The sequence below is a fragment of the Brucella sp. NBRC 12953 genome, from assembly GCF_040369775.1.
Lineage (GTDB): Bacteria > Pseudomonadota > Alphaproteobacteria > Rhizobiales > Rhizobiaceae > Brucella > Brucella pseudogrignonensis.
Map to the genome: position 1 here is coordinate 421811 of NZ_BAABSV010000002.1, position 23851 is coordinate 445661.

Below are 23851 nucleotides of genomic sequence, written 5' to 3' on the forward strand. Positions count from 1 at the left end.
TCAATGAGTGGGTCGATGAATAAGCCTTTGCTTTCCGTCCGCGATCTTTCCGTCGCCTTCCGCCAGAATGGTGAAGAACGCATTTCCGTGGACCGCGTTTCCTTCGATATCGCCGAAGGTGAAACAGTTGCACTGGTTGGTGAGTCTGGTTCCGGCAAGTCCGTTTCAGCACTCTCCATCCTGAAGCTTTTGCCCTATCCGGCTGCGAGCCACCCATCCGGGGAAATTCTCTTCAACGGCAAAGACCTGATGAAGGCTTCCGAACCGGAGTTGCGGCGCGTGCGTGGCAATGATGTCACCATGATCTTTCAGGAGCCGATGACCTCGCTTAATCCGTTGCATACGGTGGAGCGACAGATCGGTGAAATTCTGAAGATGCATCAGGGCATGAGCGATCAGGCAGCGCGCAAGCGGACGCTGGAATTGCTGGAAGAAGTGGGCATCCGTGAGCCGGAAAAACGCCTGCAATCCTTTCCACATCAGCTTTCGGGTGGCCAGCGCCAGCGCGTGATGATTGCCATGGCGCTTGCCAACAAGCCAAAGCTGCTGATCGCTGATGAGCCAACCACAGCACTCGACGTCACGGTGCAGGCGCAAATCCTGAAGCTTCTTGCAGACCTAAAAGAAGCACAGGGCATGTCGATGCTATTCATCACCCATGACCTCGGCATCGTTCGCAAAATCGCCGACCGGGTTTGCGTGATGAGCAAGGGCAAGATTGTCGAGACCGGGCCGACCAAGGAAATCTTCGATAATCCGCAACACGAATATACCAAGCATCTGCTTGCCGCAGAGCCAAAGGGCGAGCCGCCACTGGCCGATCTCTCTGCCAAGACGGTGATGGAAGGCAAGGATATACGCGTCTGGTTCCCGATCAAGAAGGGGTTCCTGCGTAAGACAGTCGATCATGTGAAGGCCGTAGATGGCATTGATGTGGAACTGCGCGCGGGACAGACGCTGGGTGTCGTGGGTGAGTCCGGTTCTGGCAAGACAACGCTTGGGCTGGCCCTGTCGCGCATGATTTCATCGAAGGGCGAAATCCGCTTCGACGGACGCGATATTGCGAAATTCAGCTTTAAGGATATGCGCCCGCTCCGCCGTGAAATGCAGATCGTCTTTCAGGACCCGTTCGGCTCATTAAGCCCGCGTATGACCATCGCAGATATCATCGCTGAAGGTCTGCTGGTGCATGAGCCGAAGCTTTCCGCTGATGATCGCGACGAACGCGTTGTGTCCGCACTCAAAGAAGTGAACCTTGATCCTGAAAGTCGCTTTCGTTACCCGCACGAGTTTTCCGGCGGTCAGCGCCAACGCATTGCCATCGCACGCGCCATGGTGCTCAATCCGAAATTCGTGATGCTAGATGAGCCAACTTCGGCGCTCGACATGAGCGTACAGGCGCAGGTGGTTGATCTTTTGCGCGCATTGCAGAAGAAGCATGATCTCGCTTATCTTTTCATAAGCCACGATCTGAAAGTGGTGCGGGCACTGGCCAATGATGTGCTGGTGATGCGCAATGGCAAGGCAGTCGAATATGGAACGTCAAAGGAAGTCTTTGCCAATCCAAAAACGGAATATACCAAGGCATTGATGGCAGCAGCCTTTCACATGGAGGCAACCACTTTGGGAGGAGTGAAACAATGAGCAAAAGCGGCAATATCTTACTCTCCGTGACCAATTGGGACCCGGCCATCTGGATCGACAGCTTCAAGGCACATGCGCCTGAACGCAATGTCGTGACAGAACGTACAGAAAATGATCCAAGCATCGAATACGCGCTTGTCTGGAAGCAAAAGCCCGGTTCGCTGACCAATCTTCCAAATCTCAAAGTGATATTCTCACTGGGGGCTGGCGTCGATCATGTCTTTCATGATCCGCATATTCCGGACGTACCATTGGTACGGGTCATTTCAGATGATCTCACCATGCGCATGACCGAATATGTGGTCTGGCAGGTGCTTGATCATCATCGCCTTGGCGCAAGCTACCGCAAGCAGCAGAAGAATCGCGTCTGGCATGAAGACCCACGCCAGCCAGCAGCCCATGAAGTGACTGTTGGCATTATGGGGTTGGGTGTCTTGGGCCGTGATGCAGCAGAAAAGCTCAAAGCGATTGGTTTCGATGTTACCGGATGGAGTCGCCGTCCGCAGGAGATCGACAGCGTTCAGACCTTCAACGGCAAGGAAGGCTTTACACGCTTCCTCAAGACCGCCGATATCTTCGTCTGTCTTCTGCCTTTGACGCCAGACACCAAGGGCATTCTGTCCATGACGATGTTTGCGCAATTGAAAAGCGACGGTCCGCTGGGCGCGCCTGTGCTGATCAACGCAGGTCGTGGTGGTTTGCAGAACGAAGCTGATATTCTTGCAGCTCTTGATCGTGGCCTGCTTTCGGCAGTCACGCTCGATGTGTTCAACCAGGAACCGCTGCCCACTGATAGCCCGCTCTGGACGCATCCGAAGTTAACGATCACGCCACATGCGGCTGCAAGCTCCTCGGCAACCGCAATTGTTCCGCAGATTATCCGCCAGATCGAAGCGTTTGAACGCGACGGAACGCTCGAAAACGTGGTTGACCGCGCCACGCAATATTAGGCGCTGATCGAAATATTCCCATTCTCGCCGACCGTCACCCGATGGCCGGCGAGTTTCTTTTGCTTCTCCCGGTCAAACTCGACTGCAATTGGCACATCATGTCCCATCTCGCGTGCAACAATAAGCCCGAGAAGCAGGATCGCATCGGGTTCATGCAATATTATTGCGGCCGGTGCCAAACCGGCATGAACCAGCTCCAGCAGCACTGCTGCAGCTGATGACGAGCCGATCGTTCCCGGTAAACACAACACATAGCCCGAAATACTCTGCCCGTGTTCCGGATGGCGGACATCGGCAATCCGTCCGGTTTTGGGGTCAACTCCGCCCCAGAAGCTGATAGGAGCCGACAAAACCAGTGCGTGAGCTTCTGTTGCCTTCCCCGCGACCAGAACCGATGACATATAATTGGAGGTAATCATGCGGCCTGCCTCACAAATATAGGTCGACCAGCGACAGCACTTTCGACGCATTCCTCAAGTGAACCATACAGCACGTCATAGCCGGTATTACCCGGCGCATAATGCGCGAACTTGCCGGAATTGGTCATCAGAACCGCATCATCCTTTGTTGGCATGATCGGCGTCACCACGACACAAGTATCCGCTACGATGACAACGCCTGCCTTTTCAAGCAGCGCTCTGCGTCCGTTCTTTTCCAGCTCAACAAGGGCATGTCGCCCGGTACAGGCATAAAGCGGCACGGCAAGCTTCCGACCCGCGATTGCACGTTCGAGCCTGTCAAATTCAGTGATCGACAGATGCGGGCTGCCAATCGCCACCGCATCTATTGAATCCGCATGATCGACCGTCGACAGACGTTTGCGGGTGGCTTCGATCATTTCCTGTGTCACATGAATGATGCCGTCTGGCTTTTGATGCTGCATGGCTGTTTCAAGGTCGGGAGCTTCGGGGGTCACACCCGCGACGTGGAAAAGGCCAACAGACCCCACCGAGGCTGCCGCAGCTCCAAAGGCCTTCAGCGCATCTTCATCCGGACGCATTCCCGCACCAGCCACAACACCGATACTTGTGCCAACGCTCCGGCCAAACAGATTGCCAAGAATCGGCCACGCGACCTCTGATTGAAGGAAAGCAGGATTAATTGCGGAAATATCGAGAATAACCGTCGCTCGACGATTCTCGTTTCGATGGAGACCATAATCAGGTGCGCGACCGGCAATAGCGCAAGCTATATCCAGAAAATCGCCGTAGCGGTTTGTCCTGGCACCAAGCACGGAATTGCAGAATACGACGGCGTTCGACTCGCCCCATGCAACGTCTGTTCCCTTTGCGGGACGATGTCCGGCCTGATAGGGCGCGCAGGTCCATGTCGGCTCGCATCCGAGCTTGATATAAGCCCGCATCATGCGTCTGGCCATGTCGGCCTCATGCTGCGGCAACAGATTGCGGGAACAGCCGGTGAGATCAATGGATCCCACATTAAGGGTGGCACGCACTTTGGTTGTGGCGCCGCCATCAACTAGTCGTTCAGCGAACAGCGTACCGCTATCGCCGTGATAAAGCGCACCATCAATATGTGCAGACGCGATCGGGATGAGGCGTGGTGCCCCCATCAAACGCGCTGTTTCGGCTACGATGCGCATGGCCATCGCAGCCCCTTGTCCCTGTTCCCCGGCAGCTATCGACTGCTCTTCATGGGTTAATGTCAGTGCCACGCGAGATCTCCTTACGCATGGTTATCGATGTCGTTCTTGTAAACCCGGGATGGCATGTCTCGGCTACTTTGCGATAGCCGAGCCTACCGAAAACAATGTGATTGCGTTCAAGCTCGATACGCACTTGCAGTTCCATTACAGGTTTGCCGCGCGTGACTGCCTGCTGCTCGGCCTTCGCCATGAGCTGACGTGCAATACCCCGGCCTTCAAAGGCGGGTGCTACAGCAAGCTTGCCGAGATAAAAATGATCTTCCTTCTCAGCGATGAACACACAACCAGCCAAAGCATCACCGATGAACGCTGCAAAGCCGGTTTCTACGGCTGCCTTCCCTTGAAGAGCCTCTATCGTCAGATGATGCGCAGACGATGGCGGATCGATAATGCCATCCATGTAAGCGAAACTGTCCTGAATGAGCTTCAAAAGTTCGTCCCAGTGACCAAAATCCGCGTCGATGGATGTCATGCGAAATTCTGTCATTTGGGTTTGCGTGCCTTGTATCGGATGGTTTCAAAACGCACGTTCAATGCGTTGTAAAGCAGGAGCCTTCCGACTAGCGGTTCGCCAATGCCCGTTATGAGCTTGATGACTTCCATGGCCTGCAAACTGCCGATCACGCCCGGCAATACACCGAGAACTCCGGCCTCAGCACAGGTCGGCACGGCACCCGGTGGCGGCATATCCGGAAACAGATCACGATAGGAAGGATTAGGCGCTCCATCTGCGCCCTTTGCATAGGGCATAAGCACAGTGACCGTGCCGTCAAAACGCCCCATTGCGCCAGTGACCAGGGGTCGCTCTGCCAAAGCGCTTGCGTCTGCGAGTGCATAACGTGTCGTAAAGTTATCAGAACCATCAACAACAACATCATATTGGCTGATCAGGGCTTGCGCATTGTCATTGTTGAGGCGCAATGCATGGCCTTCGATCTTCACATGCGGATTGATACGAGCAATCGAAGCCGTCGCACTCGCAACCTTGTCCTGACCGACACTCTCAGTGTCGTGGATTACCTGTCTCTGCAGGTTCGACAACGACACCGTATCGTCATCGACAAGGCCAAGTGTTCCGATACCAGCTGCGGCCAGATATTGCAGAACCGGCGCACCGAGTCCGCCAGCCCCCACCACGAGCACGCGGGCAGCTTTCAGCTGCTGCTGTCCCGGCCCGCCGATTTCCGGCAGCACGATATGGCGCGCATAGCGCTCTAATTCTTCAGATGAAAAAGGCTTTGATGGTGCGTTCATGATGCATAAACATAGGCCCGTTAAGGCCATCTGTCAGCGGATATTTTGTCTCAAAGTCTGGTGAGTTCGCCCGCAGCAACATTGAAAAACTGCGCATCCCCTTCAAGAGCTTCAAACAGTGAACGGTCGGTGCCGGTCATAAAAGCTTGTCCGCCAAGATCATCGAGAATACCAAATAAAGCCGCGCGGCGTCCGGTATCGAGATGGGCCGCTATTTCATCAAGCAACAGAATCGGTGCCATGCCCGAAAGCTCGCCCGTCAGCCTTGCGTGAGCCAGAATAAGCCCGATCAGCAGTGCTTTCTGCTCGCCGGTGGAACAAAGGGCAGCGGGCATGGATTTTGGCCGGTGCTGCACAATCAAATCCGTGCGATGCGGACCTTCAAGCGTGCGTCCTGCAGCGCGATCCCGCGCACGACCGTCTCGCATTGTACGACGAAAATCTTCTTCAAGATCAAGCGCTGCTTCGAGACCAATGCGCTGCTCAAGCGTTCCTTCAAGAAAGCAGTCTGCCTTGGGAAAAGGACCTTCGGCAGGCAAGCGTTCAATCATCGCAGCGATCAGCCGCATGGCCTCTGAGCGGGCCGCCGCTATGGCAATGCCAAGCTCAGCCATCTGGCTTTCAATCGCATCAAGCCACTGATTGTCGTTGTTACCGTCGCTCAGCAGCCGATTGCGCGAGCGCATGGCTTTTTCATAATCCAGCACGCGCTTGCCGTGGCCGGTATCGATTGCCAGCACCATGCGGTCAAGAAAGCGCCGCCTGTCCGATGCGCCACCGGTAAATAGACCGTCCATCGACGGCACCACCCAGAGAATGCGCGCATAATCGAGAAGTTCGTCACCGGATGCAGCATTGCTGTTGATGCGGACTTTGCGACCACCTTCACCACCGCCCGCTGTGCCAGTGCCGATTTCAGCATCACCATAGATCATACAATCAAGCGAAGCATGAATGGCAAACCCATCATGGCCGCTGGTACGAGCCACGTCATCATAGGAAGCACGGCGCAGCCCCCTGCCCGGCGACAGAAAGGAAACGGCTTCAATGAGATTGGTTTTGCCTGAACCGTTTTCACCTGTCAGCACCACATGGCCGGGACCAAGCGGGAGCGTGAGTTCCGTGTAGTTACGGAAATCAGAAAGTTTAAGCCGCCCGACCGAGACTCGATCCGGACGGCTTATAATGGGTTCAGAAATGCTCACGGTCGGTTTTCAGATCCTAGACGCGCATCGGCATCAGAACATAGAGCACATCTTCATCGCCCGTATCGCGCACCAGCGTAGGAGAACCGGCATCAGCCAGCATGAAGACGGCATCGGAACCGGAAAGCTGGCTGGTGATGTCGAGCAGATATTTCGAGTTGAAACCGATATCGATCGGATCAGCATCGTAATCGGCTGCCAGTTCATCGGTCGCACTTCCCGAATCGGGATTGTTGACCGTAAGCGTCAACTGACCATCGGCGATCGAAAGCTTGACCGCACGGCCACGCTCACTGGAAATCGTGGAAACACGATCAACAGAAGCAGCAAATTCCTGACGGCTGATAGTGAGCTTCTTGTCATTGCCCGAAGGAATCACGCGCTGGTAATCCGGGAATGTACCATCGATGAGCTTGGAGGTCAGGACCACCGAGCCAACAGTGAAGCGGATCTTTGCGTCAGAAAGTTCAACCGAAACAACCGTATCCGGAGCATCAACGAGCTTCTGAAGTTCAGCGACCGTCTTGCGCGGAATAATGATGCCCGGCATACCTTCAGTGCCAGATGGGGCTTCGAGTTCGGCGCGTGCCAGACGATGGCCATCGGTTGCAACGGCACGCAACTTCAAAGCACCATCGCTTTCAATGGCGTGGAAATAAATGCCGTTGAGGTAATAACGGGTTTCTTCCGTCGAGATCGCAAACTGGGTGCGATCAATCAGGCGTTTCAGAGCCTGTGCATCGATGCGGAATGAATGGGTGAAAGCGCCGGCAGTCAGTTCCGGAAAATCGGACTGTGGCAGCGACTGCAGACGGAAAGAGGATTTGCCGGAAATCACCGAAATCGAGCCGCCATCCGGATTGGTGGACAGCATCACTTCAGCGCCATCCGGCAGCTTGCGCACGATATCATAAAGAAGATGTGCCGGAACCGTGGTGGCACCAGCCTGCTCGACCATGGCTGCGGTTGCTTCATTGACCTCAAGATCAAGGTCGGTGGCCTTCAGCGCGAGGCTTGCGCCCTCGGCCTGTAAAAGCACGTTCGACAGGATAGGAATCGTGTTTCGGCGTTCGACAACGCGATGCACATGATTGAGGGATTTAAGAAGGTTCGACCGTTCCAGGGTTACACGCATATTGAAACGCACTCGCTCTCTAGGACTGGGCAACCGCGCAACGGGCAGACGCCCCTATCAGTAAGGCGCTTGTGGCGCCCGAAGGTTTGCTAAAGTGGCAGATTTTTGAGACGAAAAGCAAGCCCGCGCCACGTCGCAAATCGACACGGCGCGGGCTTTTTAACTAATTTCTGTCGATCAGGCTGCCTGATCGTTGATCAGACGCTTGAGAAGCTCAAGTTCCTGCGCCAGCTTGGTGTCAGCACCGACCAGATCTTCGATCTTGCGAACCGCATGAAGAACCGTCGTATGGTCGCGACCGCCAAAACGACGACCGATTTCCGGCAGCGAACGTGGCGTCAGCATCTTGGCAAGATACATTGCAACCTGACGTGGCTTCACGATGGTACGTGTGCGGCGATTGGAAAGCAGGTCCTGCTTCGACACATTGTAGTGACGAGCAACGATGCGCTGAATTTCTTCAATGCGGATGCGCTTTGGTTCGCCTACGCGTGTCAGGTGGCCAAGCAGTTCGTCAACGCGATCAATTGAGAGATTAGGCTCGAACGACTGGCGGAACAGAAGCTGGTTGAAGGCACCTTCCAGCTCACGACCCGATCCAGTGACCGTACGGGCGACATGAGCGAGGATATCGTCATCGATATTAAGGCTTGGATCTTCGACCTGAGCAGCTGTCAGACGGCGGCGCAGCATCTCGACGCGCATTTCGTAGTCTGGTGCAACAACTTCCAGAGCGACACCGCCCTGAAGACGCGAGCGCACGCGGACATCAAGCGATTCCAGTTCCGAAGGTGCGCGGTCGGCGGCAACAACAACTTGCTTAGCGCTATCGAGCAGCGTGTTGAGCAGATGGCAGAATTCATGCTGAATCGACTTACCCTGCAGGAACTGCATGTCATCGATGACGAGCAGGTCGATATCACGAAGCTGTTCCTTGAAGGAAAGAGCATTGTTGTCACGAATCGCTGTTGCAAAGCGCCACATGAAGTATTCAGCGGTCAGATAAACGACTCGGGCCTTTTCCTGACGCTGCAGCGCTGCTGCGGCAATTGCCTGCAGAAGGTGCGTCTTACCAAGGCCGACAGATGCATGGATGAAAAGCGGATTGAAGCGAACAGCGCTAGAACCTGCTTCTGCGATAGTGCGGGCGGCGGCAAGGGCTACACGGTTGGATGCACCATCAATGAAAGAATCAAATGTATAACGCGGGTCGAGCGGTGAGCCGAGAACGGCACCGGAAGCGGCAACCGATTCTGCAACAACTGCGGAACCGCGCTTTTCAGCACTTGGCTGGCCTACAGGGAAAGCCATCTTCTCGCGGGGAGCGACAGACAGTTTTGCTTCAATCGCGTCATTCGTATCCGCTGCTGGTGCTGCAGTACGAACGACTCTGCTCACGCCGCGCACAACAACTTCAACTTTGAGAATCTGCGGATTTTCTTCCTGCCAAAGCTCGGTCAGCAGTTCAGAATAATGATTGTTGATCCAAGAGCGGAGGAATGCGGTCGGAACCGACAGACGAACAACGCTTTTGGAGAGGTCATCGAGCTTGAGGCGACCAAACCAGCTTGAATAAATCTCGCTGCCGACGCGTGCCTTGAGCTTTGCAGTCAGACGCTCGAAAACGTCTTCGCCGACGTTGCTTTCAGCACTCACCACGAGGCTGTTTTCTTTTCCAGTAGCAGAAGATCCATGGATACGGTTCGCATGCGCATCATCACCCATCGTTGCCGTCGACTTACCAGTCATCATTGCCATCGTCTCGCCTGCCTTCACATTCCTACGCGCTAGTTTTACAGCGCTTGTCGTTATTTCCTGCATCGTGTCCGGTTTGGGGAACCGGAAACCCAGCTGGTACTCAATTCACACTGGTTCTTTCTAAGAACCGCACACAAACTCAAACCGTCCGCAATCGAACAACTGCTGCGGACAAACACCCAGATAACTCCTGTTGAGCTACTCGTTACGACTCATCAAATCCTTGCTCAAGGCTGATTGCCCGGATCGGAATTTGCCACAACCATTCAATTGCGAAGATGCGCCAAAAACAGCATTCCGGTTAATGAATGGTAAGCAATCACCAAAAGAGACAAACTTAATAAGAACAGGACCTTAAGACCAGAATTCAGCACCCGCGGACAAAGCTGCCCACGCCAATAAGACATCCTATTTAATGCTAACTCCGGGCCATCGGCCCACCCCTCTTATGGCTCTGACTTTAACGAAGCCTTACGGCAAAGAGCAAGCCTAAGATCTGCAGTTTTTTCTTCAAGAAAGACTTGCATGCCCTGTGCCCTCAAGCAGAGAATCGGTCGAGAGAGCAATAACGCCTTTGGATTCAATGCGTTTTGATTGACGGTTTTTTAGACGGGCACGATATGTTCTCCGACAAAATAATTTTTCAAAAAGTGGCTTGACTCAGAGGGGCTTCCGAGTCCTCCGCAGGGGCTGTGGATAACTGTGGATAAACACGCACAAGCTTTTGAAAATAATGAGGAATTCGCCGCATATATCTTTCGATTAGTTCTAAAACTATCTGCCTGATATGAAATATTGCTAAAAAAACATACTCATAGTTTCGAGGGTACGTTTCTTTAAAAAAGTTCCAAAAAAGAAAACCCGGCTAACAATGAGCCGGGTTTCGAAACCTAATTTTATAAATAGGTAGTATTAGGCGTTCAGAGCCTTAACGCGTGCAGCAAGGCGCGAAACCTTACGAGCAGCGGTATTCTTGTGAACGACGCCCTTTGAAGCAGCGCGCATCAGTTCAGGCTCAGCAGCCTTGAATGCAACCGATGCTGCTTCCTTGTCGCCGCTCAGGAGAGCGTCTTCAACCTTGCGGAGGAAGGTGCGAACGCGCGAACGACGGGACTTGTTGATTTCGGTGCGGGCAGCGATCTTGCGCACTGCCTTCTTGGCCGAAGGAGTATTGGCCATAAATGCCTCTCTTTTTTCTGTCAGCAGCCCACTGGATTTAACCGTCGGGCACAAAACCTCTAGGGCAGCCATAATGCCTAGGGCCGCCGATCCGTGGCGGGCTTATAGATCAGCTTTGCCTTCGCGTCAACGAGGATTCTGATCTCAAAGCGCGTCAGAAGGCCGGATATGCGGCCTTCTTGCCGAATTTCAGGCAGTCAAGGCAGCTATAACGCCTCAATTGCCCTTCCCGCCCTCTTCACATCAGCGATTCTTGAACGATGGCGTGCGCTTGTCGATAAACGCAGACATGCCTTCTTTCTGATCTTCCGTGGCAAACAGCGAATGAAACAGGCGTCGCTCAAAACGCAGGCCTTCATCAAGTGTAGTCTCATAAGAACGGTTGACCGATTCTTTGACCATTTGCACGGATGGCTGCGAGAAAGAGGCAATACGCTCGGCAGCTTTCAAAGCTTCTTCAATCAGCTCTTCCGGTGCAACAAGACGCGAAACGAGGCCGCAACGTTCGGCTTCTTCAGCACCCATCATGCGTCCGGTCAAACACATATCCATCGCCTTCGACTTGCCAACAAAGCGCGTGAGGCGCTGAGAGCCGCCCATGCCTGGCATTACACCCAGTGTAATTTCCGGTTGGCCGAATTTGGCATTGGTGGCTGCGATAATGAAATCGCACATCATGGCAAGCTCACAGCCGCCGCCCAACGCATAACCTGACACGGCAGCAATGATCGGCTTGCGGGTACGATCCACTTTCCGCCAATCTGCAAACATGTCCTGCAAATAGGCATCGACGAAGTTGATCGGCTGCATTTCCTTGATGTCGGCACCTGCCGCAAAAGCCTTTTCCGAGCCGGTAAGAACGATCGCACCGATTCTGCCATCGGTATCGAAGGCGGCCAGTGCTTCCGTCAGCTCCTTGAGTACTGTGCTGTTGAGTGCATTGAGCGCCTGCGGTCGGTTGAGACGGATGAGTCCCACGCCACCGCGCGTCTCCACAACGATCGTTTCATAAGCCATGAGAAAGCTTCTCCTCCTTGATCGGTTCATAGTGGCGGCCAAGTTGGACCGCCCGACTCACTTTGGCAAGGTCAGCTCAGAATCAACTTTGGCAGGAAGCGCAGAAAAAGGTCGAACGGCCTGCCTGCACGGCGCGTTCCACAACTCCGGTACAGCCCGGCGTACGGCACGGCTCTGCCTCGCGCCCATAAACGGAGAATGAATGCTGGAAGTAACCAAGCGCACCATCAGCCTGAATGTAGTCCTTCAGACTGGAGCCGCCAGCTGCAATCGCCTCGGCAATCACAGTGCGGATATCTTCAGCCAGCCGGTCAAGAAGTTTCGCATCCTGGACAATTGAACCTGCGGCACGCATCGGGGAAAGACGCGAGCGCCACAGCGCCTCGCAGACATATATATTGCCAAGCCCTGCGATGAGGCGCTGATCAAGCAAAGCCGCTTTCAACGGCGTCTTGCGGCCTTCAAAGAGCGTTCCAAGCAATTCACCTGAAAGGCGATTGCCTGTAGGCTCTACGCCCAGACCTTTCAGAAAGGGATGTTCATCCAATGTGCCCTTCTCCGCAAAGAGCATGAATCCAAACCGGCGCGGGTCGTTATAGATGACGCGTGCGGTTGACCCATTTCCCCTTAAGAGATGGAAAACGACATGGTCATGTTTTGCGATTTTGGATCGCTCGTGATGAAAGCCGCCCGGCATTCCTTCCGCATCATCCGCTTCAATCCGAAACGAACCGGACATGCCAAGATGGCTGATGATCGAAAGCCCATCGTCGAGATGCATCGTGAGATATTTTGCGCGCCGCCCGAGCGCGCCGATGTTGCGTCCGGACAGACGCTCAACAAAGTGATCGGGAAAAGGGAAACGGAGATCAGGCCTGTTCTGCTCGATCCGTTCGATTTTCGCGCCTTCCATGAAAGGCTGCAAACCGCGGCGAACCGTTTCGACCTCAGGTAATTCGGGCATTTTTCATCTTTCAGGCGGGAAAAGAAACAAGCTGTCACGACCATATAATGCCGCTCGGCTGCATTTGCCATCCGTTAACCCAAACCAGATCGAAGTAGGACCCGACCTATATTAACGTTTTATTTTCCTTGTTTCTTAAACTCATCACAATTGCCAGGCACTAAAAAGAACCCCAACGAGACTTCAGCTCAGGGTAAGTAACATGCCGGCTTTGATGACGCGCTTTTTTAAAAACAGATCGGGTGCAGCGATGATCGAATGCACACTCATCGGTGCGCTTGCTGTTATCGCCGTCATTAGTGGCATGGCGCTTTTCGCTGGAAAGCCTGCTTCCGCTTTTGATTACAAGGCCGCACAGATCCAGATGACTGAACGAAACTAAGTTGTCTCTCTTCATGCAGAATTGAATAGCCGCCCTGTTCACGCAGGGTGGCTATTTGTTTATTGATTGAGCCAGAAATTCTAATCGCCGAGGAATGTCATGACCGTTGAGATCGTAGCCGCAAAATCAGCAGACAGCCGCCCAATCTGGTTCATCGGAAAGAATAAGATCGAGCAGACAGCGCTGACATCCGATGTTCAGGCTTGGGCCAAGGCCAATGATTTTAACGGGGAATCCGGTCGTATTCTGGTACTTCCCGGCAAAGACGGCACGATTGCCGGTGCTTTGTTTGGCACAGGTGATGACGACCAGGGCGGTCAATCGCAATTGCTCGCCGGAAAATTGGCGCGCGGCCTCCCCGAAGGCGACTGGCATATCGAAAATAAGCCAGACCACGCAGAGCTGGTAACTCTCGCCTTCTTGATGGGCGGCTATAGCTTCACGCGCTATCGCAAGGGCAGCGACAAAACTATCCGTCTGGCGGTGCCGGCAGGCGTCAACGCCGCTGAAACACAGCATATTGCCGATGCCGTAACGCTTGCACGCGATCTTATCAACACGCCGACCAATGACATGGGACCAGATGCGCTGGAACAGGCTGCGCGCGATCTCGCTTCCAGGAATGGCGCAAAGGTCAGCACGATTGAAGGCGATGCGCTGCTGAAACAAAACTTCCCGATGATCCATGCGGTTGGTCGCGCAGGCAGCATTGCGCCGCGCCTCATTGATCTCACTTGGGGCAAGGATAGTGATCCTAAGATCACCCTTGTCGGCAAGGGTGTATGTTTCGACACTGGCGGTCTCGATATCAAACCCGCGAGCGGCATGTTGCTCATGAAGAAGGATATGGGCGGCGCTGCCAATGTGCTGGGCCTTGCGTCGATCATCATGAATGCAAAACTCCCGGTTCGACTGCGCGTGCTTATCCCGGCAGTTGAAAACTCGATCGCGGGTAATGCATTCCGCCCAAGCGACATCCTACAAAGCCGCAAGGGCTTGAGCGTCGAAATTGGCAATACCGATGCAGAAGGCCGTCTCGTTCTGGCCGATGCACTGACGCTGGCCGACGAAGAAGAGCCGGAGCTCATCATCGATATGGCAACACTGACCGGTGCTGCGCGTGTGGCGCTTGGCCCTGATCTGCCGCCTTTCTATACGCATGACGATGCGCTTGCAGCAGCCATTGCTGAAAAGGCTGACGAGACAGCTGATCCGCTCTGGCGTATGCCGTTGTGGGCGCCCTATGCGCAAAAACTTTCATCGCGCGTGGCGGACATCAACAATGTTACGACTGACGGCTTTGCTGGATCTGTGACCGCTGCACTGTTCCTGAGCCGCTTTGTCGAGAAGGCGAAGAGCTGGGCACATTTCGATATTTATGGTTGGGTGCCGGTCGAAAAGCCTGCCTCGCCTGTCGGTGGTGAAGCGCAGGCCATCCGCGCGCTCTATGCGCTTCTCAAGCATAAATATCCCGCAAAATGAAATAACTTGCCTGCAAAAAGAAAACGTCGTTGAATGATACGGGTCCGAAACAATCGCCTTAAATTCGGTAGGATATGCCCGTTGAACTGAAGCCTTTGCAGGCACTGACATTGCTGAGAACGCTTTCACTGGCACAGGTGAAGGATGAAATGCCTGACCTGACCACGCGGCAAGCGGCTATCCTTCTGACAATTTATCTGGAAACACCCCCGCATACCGTGCGAGGGCTGGCAGCCAAGCTGAATGTCACCAAGCCGGTGATAACGCGTGCGCTCGACACGATGGGAACGCTCGATCTCGTATCCCGGCATCGTGATGAAAAAGATCGTAGAAATGTGCTAGTAAAGAGAACAGTCACTGGCGCACTTTATGTCGAAAGACTAGGCGATCTTGTGATCGCCAGAGCCAGGGAGTTACCATTGTGAGCATACTCGATCGCCGTTTGAACGCCTACCGTCCCGATCTCGCCGATGAACGGCTGAGTGGTCAGGTGGAGGCAGGTCGCTTTACGGCTGGCACGCTGATGCATGTTTCCGATTCGGTTGTCGACCTGCGCGCAGAACCACGCCCCGATAGCGGTCCACAGACACAGATCATCTTTGGCGACACGGTACGCGTTTTTGAAGAGCAGGACGGTTGGTGCTGGGTTCAAGCTGAACGCGACGGCTATACCGGATATGTTTCCGCAGCATCACTGGAGAAGCCGGTTGATAATGCGACGCATATGGTCATCGTTCCGCGCACATTCGTCTATCCCGGTAATGATCTTCGATTCCCGCATACAAAAGCATTGTCACTCGGTTCGCGCGTGCGAATCGTCGGAACCTCTGAAAAACGTGGCACCGAATATGCACTGCTTGAGAGCGGTGAAGCGTTGATTGCCAAGCATCTCGCGCCTTTGAGCGACCATGCCCACGATTTCGTTGCGGTCGCCGAAACACTCCTGCATACGCCTTATCTCTGGGGTGGGACTTCAGGCTTTGGGATCGATTGCTCCGGTCTTGTCCAGCTTTCGATGTGGGTCGCAGGTCGCAAGGTCCTGCGCGATTCGGACATGCAGGAAAACACGCTCGGTGAAATCGTCGAACCCGACGCAGACTATTCCAATCTCAAGCGCGGCGATCTGGTCTTCTGGAAAGGCCATGTCGCGATCTGCGCTGCTCCCGATATGCTGATTCATGCCAGCGGCCATACGATGACCGTAACGCTCGAGCCTCTCAAGGATGCGATCAAGCGCATCGCTTATCTTTATGACCTGCCGACTCTGATCAGAAGGCCCTGAGGACAGGGTATCTATCATGAAGGGAAGAACATCACTCCCACGATCAGCACTCTGGATGACTACACTCGGAATCTCAGCGCTGCTCTTTGGGTTTGTTGCCTTCTTCCCGTCCGCCGTTTCTCTTGAAAGGGCAGCACGTATGACCATCACAGCCACACCAGCCAGCTTTGCCAGCGTTAACGGCATCGAAATGTACTACCGTGTTGTGGGCAAGGGACCGCCAATCCTGCTGATCCATGGCGGGCTTTCTGACCAGCATGTCTGGGATGCGCAGCTGCCTATTCTGGCGCGTGATCATATGGTGATTGTCGCAGACAGTCGTGGTCAGGGCCGCTCGACACGAACGACCGAGCCACTCACCTATGAGCTGATGGCAGATGATTATGTTGCCCTGCTCGACTATCTGCACGTCAACAAGGTCGATCTTGTTGGCTGGAGCGATGGCGGCATTATCGGCATTGATATTGCCATCCGCTATCCTGAGCGACTGAAAAGCCTGTTCGCACAGGCTGCAAACGTCACGCCGGAAGGTTCAACCGGCTATGCGCTGGCGCGCGCCGAAGGAAAGCCAATTCCCGAACTCCGCCACTACAGCAGCATCGATAAGGAAATTCATGCGCTTTGGGCGAATGAGCCGAATTATACCGCAGACGATCTTTCAAAAATCGATGTTCGGACAGCAATCGTCATCGGCGACCGGGATACCGCAATTACCCGCGAACATACTGAGTTTATTGCAGATCATATACCCGGAGCGCAGCTGGTCATATTGCCCGATTCCGGTCATGGCGTTCCGGCCGAAAACCCACGCCTTTATGCGAAAACGGTTCTGAAGTTCATTGCGGGCAATAGGCTGGACGCGCCGCTAACTGCCAGCAAATAATTAGATTCGGTTCGGCAATACACGGTCCGGTGGGCGATGTCCGTCGACAAAAGCCCTGATATTGATGATGACCTTATCACCCATATCCACACGGCCTTCAATCGTTGCCGATCCCATATGCGGCAGAAGCACGACCTTACCTTTTTCAGCAAGCGATAAAAGGCGCGGGTTGGCAGCTGGCTCATGTTCAAACACATCAAGCCCGGCCCCAGCAATTTTGCCCTGCTCGATCAGTTCGACCAGCGCATTTTCATCAATGATCTGGCCGCGCGCCGTGTTCACGAGATACGCGGTCGGCTGCATCAAAGCGATGCGGCGGGCCGAAAGCAGGTGAAAGGTTGCAGGCGTCGACGGGCAATTGACCGAGATAATATCCATGCGAGCCAGCATCTGATCGAGGCTGTCCCAGTAAGTCGCTTCCAGCTCCTCCTCAACCTGTGCGCTAACGCGCTTGCGGTTGTGATAATGGATCGACAGACCGAAAGCCTTGGCGCGGCGGGCAACGGCTGTGCCGATGCGGCCCATACCGACAATCCCCAGACGCTTGCCCCAGATGCGGCGCCCAAGCATCCAAGTCGGCGACCAGCCCGGCCATTCGCCGTCACGCTCATTAAGGACGTTTGCGCCTTCAACCAGACGGCGTGGCACCATCAAAAGCAGTGCCAGCGTCATGTCGGCGGTGTCTTCGGTCAGCACATTGGGCGTGTTGGTGACAGTGATGCCGCGCTTTGCAGCTGCGGCTACATCGATATTGTCAACACCATTGCCGAAATTGGCGATCAGTTTAAGATTGGGGCCGGCCTGCTCAATGGCTGCCGCATCGATCACATCGGTTATGCAAGGAACCAGAACATCGGCTTCTTTCATCGCAGCAATAATTTCCGGCTGCGACATGCGATGATCGTCAATATTCAGACGTGCGTCGAACAGTTCCCGCATTCGGGTTTCCACCGGGTCCGGAAGTTTCCGGGTAAGTACGACCAGCGGCTTTTTCTTGTTCGACATCTCCACCCCTTTTTCTTGAGCAGTGCCACCTGTGCAGGTCCATAAATTTCACAGGAAACCTGGCTCGCCGATTCTCATGTTGAGACCTCCTTAACCAAGAAGGTGCAATATGAGATATTGCTTCGGCTGCTCATCTCTAGCAAGGCGGCGCAGCAAAGACAAAGAAAAACAGAATCGCGAAAGCTGCCCTTGCGTCTCCGACGCCTCTCCGGAAACCTGTGAGAAGACAAGCTTTTGCCTGACTTGTTTGAGAAGCAGAGGCGGAAAAACCGCACAATTTTATTTTTGCAGTTGCAGACGGAAACTCCCCATTCGTTGGAACTGCCGTGAAGTGACAGGACGGCGAGAGGTCAGAATTGTACCGAGTACTTTCGCAACGCTTTTTTATCGCAGCACTTGGCAGCATTGCCTTGCTGCTGGTTGTTGCGCCGCTAGGCGCATCGTATAACCATGCTGCAATGGCTCAAGCATCAGCAGGCACAACGCTGGGCGCAAGTGGCTTGCCTGTACCCCGTTTTGTCAGCCTCAAGCCGGCACGCGTCAATCTGCGCGTGGGTCCGGGGCGTGATTATGCCGTGTCATGGTTATTCATGAAATCCGGCCTGCCTGTCGAAATCATTCAGGAATACGATAACTGGCGCCGCATCCGCGATGCCGACGGCACGGAAGGCTGGGTCTATCAGTCTCTCCTGTCGGGCAAGCGCACGGCGATTACGGCACCATGGCTCAAGAACGATCAGGGCGCGATGATTACCATGCGCCGCGATCCGAGCGAAACATCGGGACTGTCGGCGGAAGTCGAGCCCAATGTTGTCGGCACAGTTCGCGAATGCAATGGCCAGTGGTGCCGGATGGATATTCAGGGTACGCGCGGCTGGATCAGGCAATCGGATCTCTGGGGCGTTTATCCGGATGAAGTGTTCGACTGACCCGGCACAGCGTCAGTCTTGACGTTGCATCATTCGTGAGGTTAGTTCTCACAGAACAAAACCAAGAAGGAGTTTTATGCGCAGAAGTTCAGTGTCTCCGTTTTAACGGATTTGGACCCATCCAACGGATGGGAATTTTGTGCATAGTTAAACTCTGGAATAATCATGAAAAACATGACGGTTATCATCCGCGCCTATCAGGCTGCGGACAAACAGACATTGTCTTCCATCTGGTATCGCGCTTCTTTGGAAGCACATGCGTTTCTAGGAAAAGACCTGCTACGCGATCAGCAGAAGCTTATCGAAGACGTCTATCTCGAAAAGGCAGAGACCTGGGTCGCCGTTATAAATGGTGAGCCGGTCGGGTTTATAGGCCTGTTGGATTGTTTCATCGGCGGACTCTTCGTTGATCCCTCCGCGCAAGGATATGGCATAGGCCGCCGCTTGCTCGACCATGCTCTGGCATTGAAAGGCGAACTCTCTCTCGAAGTCTACGCCGATAATAAAGGTGCCTGCCGTTTCTATCAGCGGCTCGGCTTTCAGGAAATCAGTCGTCGCGAGGAAGATGATAACGGGCTTCCGTTCGCCAATATATGGATGCAGCGAAAAGCTTAGAAAACGCCTCCAATACGCCGTTTCACGCTTTTCAGAACGGGCTCTAATAAATAGCGGGGCGATCGCTCGCCCCGCTTCAAAATCGGCATTCGAATTGAACTATTACCAAGCTGGAATGACTGAGCCTTTGAAAGTTTCAGCAATAAACTGTTTCACTTCCGGGCTGTGATAGCTGCTGACCAGCGTCTTCACCCATTCGGCATCCTTGTCGGCAGTGCGGACGACCAGCACATTGACATAAGGTGCCTTTTCGCCTTCGCGGATAAGTGCGTCACCAGCCGGGTTAAGACCTGCTTCCAGCGCGTAATTGGTATTGATGACGGCAGCGTCCACATCTTCGAGCGAACGCGGCAATTGCGCGGCATCGAGTTCCACGAATTTCAGGTTTTTCGGGTTTTCAGTCACATCAATTGACGTAACCTTCAGGCCCTTCGACGCATCGAGCTTGATCAGGCCGTTATCTGCAAGCACCAGAAGCGCACGACCGCCATTGGTCGGATCGTTCGGGATGGCGATGGTCGCACCGTCAGCCAGTTCCGAGATGTTTTTCATCTTTTTGGAATATACGCCCATCGGGAAGTTGACCGTTGGCGCTACTGTCTCAATCGGAAAGCCACGATCTGCGACCTGATTGTCGAGGTAGGGCTGATGCTGGAAAGAATTAGCATCAAGCGCCTTATCGGCCAGTGCCATGTTCGGAATCACATAATCAGAAAATTCCTGAATATCGATTTCCATACCCTTGGTGGCAGCAACCTCCTTGACCTTTTCCATGATCTGCGCGTGCGGCCCTGGTGTCACGCCAATGCGAATCTTTTCAGCAAAGGCGCTTCCAGTTGAAAAAAGGGCGAATGCAGCGACTGCAATGATCAACTTACGCATAGACGTCTCCAGTCAAATCGTTATCGACGCATTCGTGCTTGGTTGGGAGGCCCGCTTCAAATGCGCCTGTGAAAGGTGATAGACCGGATGAATCACTTTAACCCACTATTCGCAACAAAAAAGCGGCCCTAAAGGCCGCTTTCTAAAAACCAATATCAAACAACTTAACGCGTCTTGCGTCGCAAACGGACGATAATATCCACATTGACGATTTCCATGCCTTCCGGTGCTTCAGGCATGTTGGAAACTGTTGGCTGACCACGTTCGCCATGCGGAATATCGAAAACGACATTCTCGCCTTCAAGGAAGAAGTGCTGGTGATCGGAAATATTGGTGTCGAAATAGGTTTTCGAACCTTCAACGGCGATGATGCGCAGCATACCGGCTTCGGTAAACTGGTGCAGCGTGTTGTAGACGGTTGCTAGCGATACCGGCACATTTGCCAGTACAGCTTCTTCATGAAGGTCTTCAGCGGAAAGATGCCGATCACCCTGCGCGTAAATCAGGCTGGCAAGCGAAACACGCTGACGCGTCGGGCGCAAACCAGCCCCGCGAAGCCGTTCTTCCATTGAAACCATCGAGTGGTTGGCATGATAATTCTGCATATTCACCCTTGGATCCGTCATAAGCTTGTAGCAATTTCGTCAAAGATTAAACGGGCTGTTGCCCATTGCATACTGACATTGATATATGCCGTTGCGAATTAAGTATCAATAGGCATGGTAAAACCCGCCTTTTTTGGGAAAACCCTCTGCACTATTTTACTGACGGAAACACTCTATGTTAGAGGTGTTCCCGAACAGACGACAACCCGACTGCTTCTGGCGACAGAAATGGTCACATCAGAATGATCCTCAAGGGAGGCGTAATGGCAGAACAGAAATCGAGCTACGGGTATGAAGAGCTCCTAAGCTGCGCACGCGGTGAGTTGTTCGGTCCCGGCAATGCACAGCTCCCCCTGCCGCCAATGCTGATGGTGCACCGCATCACCGAAATTTCCGAAACCGGCGGGGAGTTCGACAAGGGCTATATCCGCGCGGAATATGACGTAAGCCCCGACGACTGGTATTTCCCATGCCATTTTCAGGGCAACCCGATCATGCCTGGCTGCCTTGGCCTTGATGGCATGTGGCAGCTGACAGGTTTCTTCCTCGGCTGGCTCGGTGAGCCGGGCCGCGGTATGGCTCTGTCCACTGGTGAAGTGAAGTTCAAGGGCATGGTTCGCCCACACACCAAGCTTCTGCAGTACGGCATCGACTTCAAGCGCGTCATGCGTGGTCGCCTTGTTCTCGGCACAGCAGACGGCTGGCTGAAAGCTGATGGCGAAACCATCTACAAGGCAAGTGACCTGCGCGTCGGCCTGTCAAAAGATGGCGACGGCGCTTAATACATTCATCATTCACGGGCGCGACTGCAGAAAATAATGACTTTTCATGCAGCCGCGCTCAAAACATGCGAAGATCGCACCTATGTAACCGGGAACAAGGGTCAGCCTTCACGGGTTGATCACACGGAACAGGTGTAAAGGAGAACGCGATGCGGCGTGTGGTCGTAACGGGTATGGGGATTGTATCCTCGATTGGAAACAACACCGAAGAGGTAACAACCTCTCTGCGTGAAGCCAAATCCGGCATTTCCCGTGCTGAAGAATATGCCGAACTCGGTTTCCGTTGCCAGGTGCACGGCGCGCCGAAAATCGACGTTGAAGCGCTCGTAGATCGCCGCGCAATGCGTTTTCATGGTCGTGGTACGGCATGGAATCACGTCGCTATGGATCAGGCGATTGCCGATGCAGGTCTTTCGGAGGAGCAGGTCTCCAATGATCGTACCGGCATCATCATGGGTTCTGGTGGTCCTTCGACACGCACGATCGTCGATTCCGCCGATATCACCCGTGAAAAAGGCCCAAAGCGCGTCGGTCCTTTTGCAGTGCCGAAAGCTATGAGCTCGACTGCATCGGCCACGCTCGCAACATTCTTCAAGATCAAGGGTATCAACTACTCGATCTCGTCGGCTTGTGCGACGTCGAACCATTGTATCGGCAATGCGTTTGAAATGATCCAGTACGGCAAGCAGGACCGCATGTTTGCGGGCGGCTGTGAAGACCTCGACTGGACGCTTTCGGTGCTGTTCGACGCAATGGGTGCCATGTCATCCAAGTATAATGAAACGCCATCAACCGCCTCGCGCGCTTACGACAAAAACCGTGACGGTTTTGTTATTGCTGGCGGTGCAGGCGTTCTCGTGCTGGAAGATCTTGAAACAGCCCTTGCTCGCGGTGCGAAGATTTACGGCGAAATCGTCGGCTACGGTGCAACGTCTGACGGCTACGACATGGTAGCACCATCAGGCGAAGGCGCGGTCCGCTGCATGAAGATGGCGCTCTCGACCGTCACAAGCAAGATCGATTACATCAACCCACACGCAACCTCGACGCCAGCAGGCGATGCTCCGGAAATCGAAGCGATTCGTCAGGTCTTTGGCTCAGGCGATGCCTGCCCGCCAATCGCAGCGACCAAGTCGCTGACCGGCCATTCGCTCGGTGCAACCGGCGTTCAGGAAGCAATCTACTCGCTTTTGATGATGCAGAATAACTTCATCTGCGAAAGCGCTCATATCGAAGAACTGGATCCTGCCTTCGCGGACATGCCTATCGTTCGCAAGCGCATCGACAATGCTCAGCTCAATACCGTGCTCTCCAACTCCTTCGGATTTGGCGGCACCAATGCCACGCTGGTGTTCCAGCGTTATCAGGGCTGACGGAGAGGGACAATATGGAAGGTCTGATGCAAGGTAAACGCGGCCTCATTATGGGGGTCGCGAATAACCACTCACTCGCATGGGGAATTTCTAAGCAGCTCGCAGCGCAGGGTGCCGAACTCGCATTCACTTATCAGGGCGATGCACTCGGTAAACGCGTCAAGCCGCTGGCCGAACAGGTCGGTTCGGATATGGTGCTGCCTTGCGATGTGGAAGACATTGCTTCGGTCGACGCAGTTTTCGCTGAAATCGAGAAGAAATGGGGAAAGCTCGATTTCATCGTTCACGCCATTGGCTTTTCGGACAAGACGGAGCTGAAGGGACGTTACGCAGACGTCACCACGCGCGATAATTTCAGCCGCACTATGGTGATCTCTGCCTATTCCTTCACGGAAATGGCACAGCGTGCAGAAAAGCTCATGAAGGACGGCGGCTCGATCCTGACGCTGACCTATGGCGGTTCCACGCGCACTATCCCGAACTACAACGTCATGGGCGTCGCCAAGGCAGCTCTTGAAGCGATGGTTCGTTATCTCGCTGCCGATTACGGTCCGCAGGGTATCCGCGTCAACGCGATCTCGGCTGGTCCGGTTCGCACGCTGGCCGGTGCCGGCATTGGCGATGCACGCGCAATCTTCAGCTATCAGCGCCGTAACTCACCGCTTCGCCGCACTGTCGATATCGATGATGTGGGCAAATCGGCTGTTTATCTGCTGTCGGATCTTTCGAGTGGTGTAACCGGCGAAATCCACTATGTGGATTCGGGCTACAACATCGTTTCGATGCCAACGCTGGAAGAACTGAAGAGTTCGGCTGACACACGCGGCGAATAAGTCTCAGAAGCTTGATAAAAAACGGC

General features: G+C 54.1%; 25 protein-coding genes. 12 read left to right on the plus strand and 13 right to left on the minus strand.

Annotated features, from left to right (window positions below; genetic code table 11):
• The first annotated feature begins 15 nt into the window (after positions 1-15).
• Together ABWV94_RS05875 and ABWV94_RS05880 are read left to right on the plus strand one after the other, a co-directional pair.
• A complete protein-coding gene (locus ABWV94_RS05875; protein ID WP_113496111.1) occupies positions 16-1644 on the plus strand; it encodes an ABC transporter ATP-binding protein in 1629 nt (542 codons plus the stop codon).
• Positions 1641-2594 (plus strand): 2-hydroxyacid dehydrogenase, encoded by a 954-nt coding sequence (locus tag ABWV94_RS05880; protein ID WP_113496112.1) that lies wholly within the window; start codon positions 1641-1643, stop codon positions 2592-2594. Before ABWV94_RS05875 ends, ABWV94_RS05880 begins: the two co-directional genes overlap by 4 nt.
• Here ABWV94_RS05880 and ABWV94_RS05885 read toward each other — a convergent pair.
• From ABWV94_RS05885 to mutM, 10 genes are all read right to left on the minus strand, one after another.
• Positions 2591-3013 (minus strand): aconitase X swivel domain-containing protein, encoded by a 423-nt coding sequence (locus ABWV94_RS05885; protein ID WP_113496113.1) that lies wholly within the window; start codon positions 3011-3013, stop codon positions 2591-2593. The genes ABWV94_RS05880 and ABWV94_RS05885 overlap by 4 nt on opposite strands.
• Positions 3010-4269: an aconitase X gene (locus ABWV94_RS05890; RefSeq protein ID WP_353412815.1), complete on the minus strand. Its 1260-nt coding sequence runs from the start codon at positions 4267-4269 to the stop codon at positions 3010-3012. Before ABWV94_RS05890 ends, ABWV94_RS05885 begins: the two co-directional genes overlap by 4 nt.
• Complete coding sequence (locus tag ABWV94_RS05895; protein WP_113496114.1) at positions 4247-4747, minus strand: GNAT family N-acetyltransferase; 501 nt, start codon at positions 4745-4747, stop codon at positions 4247-4249. Before ABWV94_RS05895 ends, ABWV94_RS05890 begins: the two co-directional genes overlap by 23 nt.
• Positions 4744-5514 (minus strand): molybdopterin-synthase adenylyltransferase MoeB, encoded by a 771-nt coding sequence (locus tag ABWV94_RS05900; RefSeq protein WP_113496115.1) that lies wholly within the window; start codon positions 5512-5514, stop codon positions 4744-4746. The genes ABWV94_RS05895 and ABWV94_RS05900 overlap by 4 nt, the downstream gene beginning before the upstream one ends.
• Positions 5515-5564: 50 nt before the next feature.
• Positions 5565-6719: a DNA replication/repair protein RecF gene (gene recF / locus ABWV94_RS05905; protein ID WP_353412818.1), complete on the minus strand. Its 1155-nt coding sequence runs from the start codon at positions 6717-6719 to the stop codon at positions 5565-5567.
• Between the two features lie 16 nt (positions 6720-6735).
• The gene (gene dnaN, locus ABWV94_RS05910) at positions 6736-7854 is read right to left on the minus strand and encodes a DNA polymerase III subunit beta (protein ID WP_007872890.1); all 1119 of its coding nucleotides are present in this window, start codon (positions 7852-7854) and stop codon (positions 6736-6738) included.
• Positions 7855-8031: 177 nt separating this feature from the next.
• Positions 8032-9606: a chromosomal replication initiator protein DnaA gene (gene dnaA / locus ABWV94_RS05915; RefSeq protein ID WP_105518001.1), complete on the minus strand. Its 1575-nt coding sequence runs from the start codon at positions 9604-9606 to the stop codon at positions 8032-8034.
• Between the two features lie 918 nt (positions 9607-10524).
• Positions 10525-10791 carry a 30S ribosomal protein S20 gene (gene rpsT / locus ABWV94_RS05920; RefSeq protein ID WP_007872888.1) on the minus strand — a complete coding sequence of 89 codons (267 nt, stop codon included), beginning with the start codon at positions 10789-10791 and terminating at the stop codon, positions 10525-10527.
• Between the two features lie 243 nt (positions 10792-11034).
• On the minus strand, positions 11035-11808 hold the full coding sequence (locus tag ABWV94_RS05925) for an enoyl-CoA hydratase (protein ID WP_007872887.1): 774 nt from the start codon (positions 11806-11808) through the stop codon (positions 11035-11037).
• Between the two features lie 82 nt (positions 11809-11890).
• A complete protein-coding gene (mutM, locus tag ABWV94_RS05930; protein WP_113496117.1) occupies positions 11891-12772 on the minus strand; it encodes a bifunctional DNA-formamidopyrimidine glycosylase/DNA-(apurinic or apyrimidinic site) lyase in 882 nt (293 codons plus the stop codon).
• Positions 12773-12974: 202 nt separating this feature from the next.
• On the opposite strand from mutM, the gene ABWV94_RS05935 reads away from it, so the two are divergent.
• The 5 genes from ABWV94_RS05935 (at position 12975) to ABWV94_RS05955 (ending at position 16801) form a co-directional block, all read left to right on the plus strand.
• On the plus strand, positions 12975-13154 hold the full coding sequence (locus ABWV94_RS05935; RefSeq protein ID WP_007872884.1) for a Flp family type IVb pilin: 180 nt from the start codon (positions 12975-12977) through the stop codon (positions 13152-13154).
• 99 nt (positions 13155-13253) lie between these two features.
• The gene (locus ABWV94_RS05940; RefSeq protein ID WP_113496118.1) at positions 13254-14636 is read left to right on the plus strand and encodes a leucyl aminopeptidase family protein; all 1383 of its coding nucleotides are present in this window, start codon (positions 13254-13256) and stop codon (positions 14634-14636) included.
• Between the two features lie 74 nt (positions 14637-14710).
• Positions 14711-15061, plus strand: coding sequence for a MarR family winged helix-turn-helix transcriptional regulator (locus tag ABWV94_RS05945; protein ID WP_113496119.1), 351 nt, complete (start codon positions 14711-14713; stop codon positions 15059-15061).
• On the plus strand, positions 15058-15918 hold the full coding sequence (locus ABWV94_RS05950) for a C40 family peptidase (RefSeq protein WP_105519111.1): 861 nt from the start codon (positions 15058-15060) through the stop codon (positions 15916-15918). The genes ABWV94_RS05945 and ABWV94_RS05950 overlap by 4 nt, the downstream gene beginning before the upstream one ends.
• Positions 15919-15973: 55 nt before the next feature.
• Positions 15974-16801 carry an alpha/beta fold hydrolase gene (locus tag ABWV94_RS05955; protein WP_113496120.1) on the plus strand — a complete coding sequence of 276 codons (828 nt, stop codon included), beginning with the start codon at positions 15974-15976 and terminating at the stop codon, positions 16799-16801.
• Here ABWV94_RS05955 and ABWV94_RS05960 read toward each other — a convergent pair whose 3' ends face one another.
• Positions 16802-17806 (minus strand): 2-hydroxyacid dehydrogenase, encoded by a 1005-nt coding sequence (locus tag ABWV94_RS05960; protein WP_007872868.1) that lies wholly within the window; start codon positions 17804-17806, stop codon positions 16802-16804.
• Between the two features lie 356 nt (positions 17807-18162).
• Here ABWV94_RS05960 and ABWV94_RS05965 point away from each other — a divergent pair, with 356 nt between their 5' ends.
• Both ABWV94_RS05965 and ABWV94_RS05970 read left to right on the plus strand, forming a co-directional pair.
• A complete protein-coding gene (locus tag ABWV94_RS05965; protein WP_007872866.1) occupies positions 18163-18735 on the plus strand; it encodes an SH3 domain-containing protein in 573 nt (190 codons plus the stop codon).
• A gap of 165 nt (positions 18736-18900) precedes the next feature.
• Entirely contained in the window at positions 18901-19350 is a 450-nt protein-coding gene (locus ABWV94_RS05970; RefSeq protein WP_007872863.1) for a GNAT family N-acetyltransferase, read from the plus strand.
• A 102-nt stretch (positions 19351-19452) separates the two neighbouring features.
• Here ABWV94_RS05970 and ABWV94_RS05975 read toward each other — a convergent pair whose 3' ends face one another.
• Both ABWV94_RS05975 and irrA read right to left on the minus strand, forming a co-directional pair.
• The gene (locus tag ABWV94_RS05975; RefSeq protein WP_079211321.1) at positions 19453-20232 is read right to left on the minus strand and encodes a MetQ/NlpA family ABC transporter substrate-binding protein; all 780 of its coding nucleotides are present in this window, start codon (positions 20230-20232) and stop codon (positions 19453-19455) included.
• 164 nt (positions 20233-20396) lie between these two features.
• Positions 20397-20837 (minus strand): iron response transcriptional regulator IrrA, encoded by a 441-nt coding sequence (gene irrA, locus ABWV94_RS05980; protein WP_007872859.1) that lies wholly within the window; start codon positions 20835-20837, stop codon positions 20397-20399.
• 263 nt (positions 20838-21100) lie between these two features.
• Here irrA and fabA point away from each other — a divergent pair, with 263 nt between their 5' ends.
• The 3 genes from fabA (at position 21101) to fabI (ending at position 23825) form a co-directional block, all read left to right on the plus strand.
• Positions 21101-21619, plus strand: coding sequence for a 3-hydroxyacyl-[acyl-carrier-protein] dehydratase FabA (gene fabA / locus ABWV94_RS05985; RefSeq protein WP_007872855.1), 519 nt, complete (start codon positions 21101-21103; stop codon positions 21617-21619).
• 149 nt (positions 21620-21768) lie between these two features.
• Entirely contained in the window at positions 21769-22992 is a 1224-nt protein-coding gene (fabB, locus tag ABWV94_RS05990; RefSeq protein ID WP_007872853.1) for a beta-ketoacyl-ACP synthase I, read from the plus strand.
• A gap of 14 nt (positions 22993-23006) precedes the next feature.
• Positions 23007-23825 carry an enoyl-ACP reductase FabI gene (gene fabI / locus ABWV94_RS05995; protein WP_064322306.1) on the plus strand — a complete coding sequence of 273 codons (819 nt, stop codon included), beginning with the start codon at positions 23007-23009 and terminating at the stop codon, positions 23823-23825.
• Positions 23826-23851: the final 26 nt, after the last annotated feature.

What these genes read in the sequence shown, in the direction of transcription:
- fabI (WP_064322306.1), top strand. Translation starts at nt 23,007, where the DNA reads ATGGAAGGTCTGATGCAAGGTAAACGCGGCCTCATTATGGGGGTCGCG.
- fabA (WP_007872855.1), top strand. Translation starts at nt 21,101, where the DNA reads ATGGCAGAACAGAAATCGAGCTACGGGTATGAAGAGCTCCTAAGCTGC.
- irrA (WP_007872859.1), bottom strand. Translation starts at nt 20,837, where the DNA reads ATGCAGAATTATCATGCCAACCACTCGATGGTTTCAATGGAAGAACGG.
- ABWV94_RS05935 (WP_007872884.1), top strand. Translation starts at nt 12,975, where the DNA reads ATGCCGGCTTTGATGACGCGCTTTTTTAAAAACAGATCGGGTGCAGCG.
- ABWV94_RS05945 (WP_113496119.1), top strand. Translation starts at nt 14,711, where the DNA reads ATGCCCGTTGAACTGAAGCCTTTGCAGGCACTGACATTGCTGAGAACG.
- ABWV94_RS05975 (WP_079211321.1), bottom strand. Translation starts at nt 20,232, where the DNA reads ATGCGTAAGTTGATCATTGCAGTCGCTGCATTCGCCCTTTTTTCAACT.
- dnaN (WP_007872890.1), bottom strand. Translation starts at nt 7,854, where the DNA reads ATGCGTGTAACCCTGGAACGGTCGAACCTTCTTAAATCCCTCAATCAT.
- ABWV94_RS05925 (WP_007872887.1), bottom strand. Translation starts at nt 11,808, where the DNA reads ATGGCTTATGAAACGATCGTTGTGGAGACGCGCGGTGGCGTGGGACTC.
- ABWV94_RS05955 (WP_113496120.1), top strand. Translation starts at nt 15,974, where the DNA reads ATGACTACACTCGGAATCTCAGCGCTGCTCTTTGGGTTTGTTGCCTTC.
- ABWV94_RS05875 (WP_113496111.1), top strand. Translation starts at nt 16, where the DNA reads ATGAATAAGCCTTTGCTTTCCGTCCGCGATCTTTCCGTCGCCTTCCGC.
- ABWV94_RS05960 (WP_007872868.1), bottom strand. Translation starts at nt 17,806, where the DNA reads ATGTCGAACAAGAAAAAGCCGCTGGTCGTACTTACCCGGAAACTTCCG.
- fabB (WP_007872853.1), top strand. Translation starts at nt 21,769, where the DNA reads ATGCGGCGTGTGGTCGTAACGGGTATGGGGATTGTATCCTCGATTGGA.
- ABWV94_RS05940 (WP_113496118.1), top strand. Translation starts at nt 13,254, where the DNA reads ATGACCGTTGAGATCGTAGCCGCAAAATCAGCAGACAGCCGCCCAATC.
- rpsT (WP_007872888.1), bottom strand. Translation starts at nt 10,791, where the DNA reads ATGGCCAATACTCCTTCGGCCAAGAAGGCAGTGCGCAAGATCGCTGCC.
- ABWV94_RS05895 (WP_113496114.1), bottom strand. Translation starts at nt 4,747, where the DNA reads ATGACAGAATTTCGCATGACATCCATCGACGCGGATTTTGGTCACTGG.
- ABWV94_RS05885 (WP_113496113.1), bottom strand. Translation starts at nt 3,013, where the DNA reads ATGATTACCTCCAATTATATGTCATCGGTTCTGGTCGCGGGGAAGGCA.
- ABWV94_RS05900 (WP_113496115.1), bottom strand. Translation starts at nt 5,514, where the DNA reads ATGAACGCACCATCAAAGCCTTTTTCATCTGAAGAATTAGAGCGCTAT.
- ABWV94_RS05880 (WP_113496112.1), top strand. Translation starts at nt 1,641, where the DNA reads ATGAGCAAAAGCGGCAATATCTTACTCTCCGTGACCAATTGGGACCCG.
- mutM (WP_113496117.1), bottom strand. Translation starts at nt 12,772, where the DNA reads ATGCCCGAATTACCTGAGGTCGAAACGGTTCGCCGCGGTTTGCAGCCT.
- dnaA (WP_105518001.1), bottom strand. Translation starts at nt 9,606, where the DNA reads ATGATGACTGGTAAGTCGACGGCAACGATGGGTGATGATGCGCATGCG.
- ABWV94_RS05970 (WP_007872863.1), top strand. Translation starts at nt 18,901, where the DNA reads ATGAAAAACATGACGGTTATCATCCGCGCCTATCAGGCTGCGGACAAA.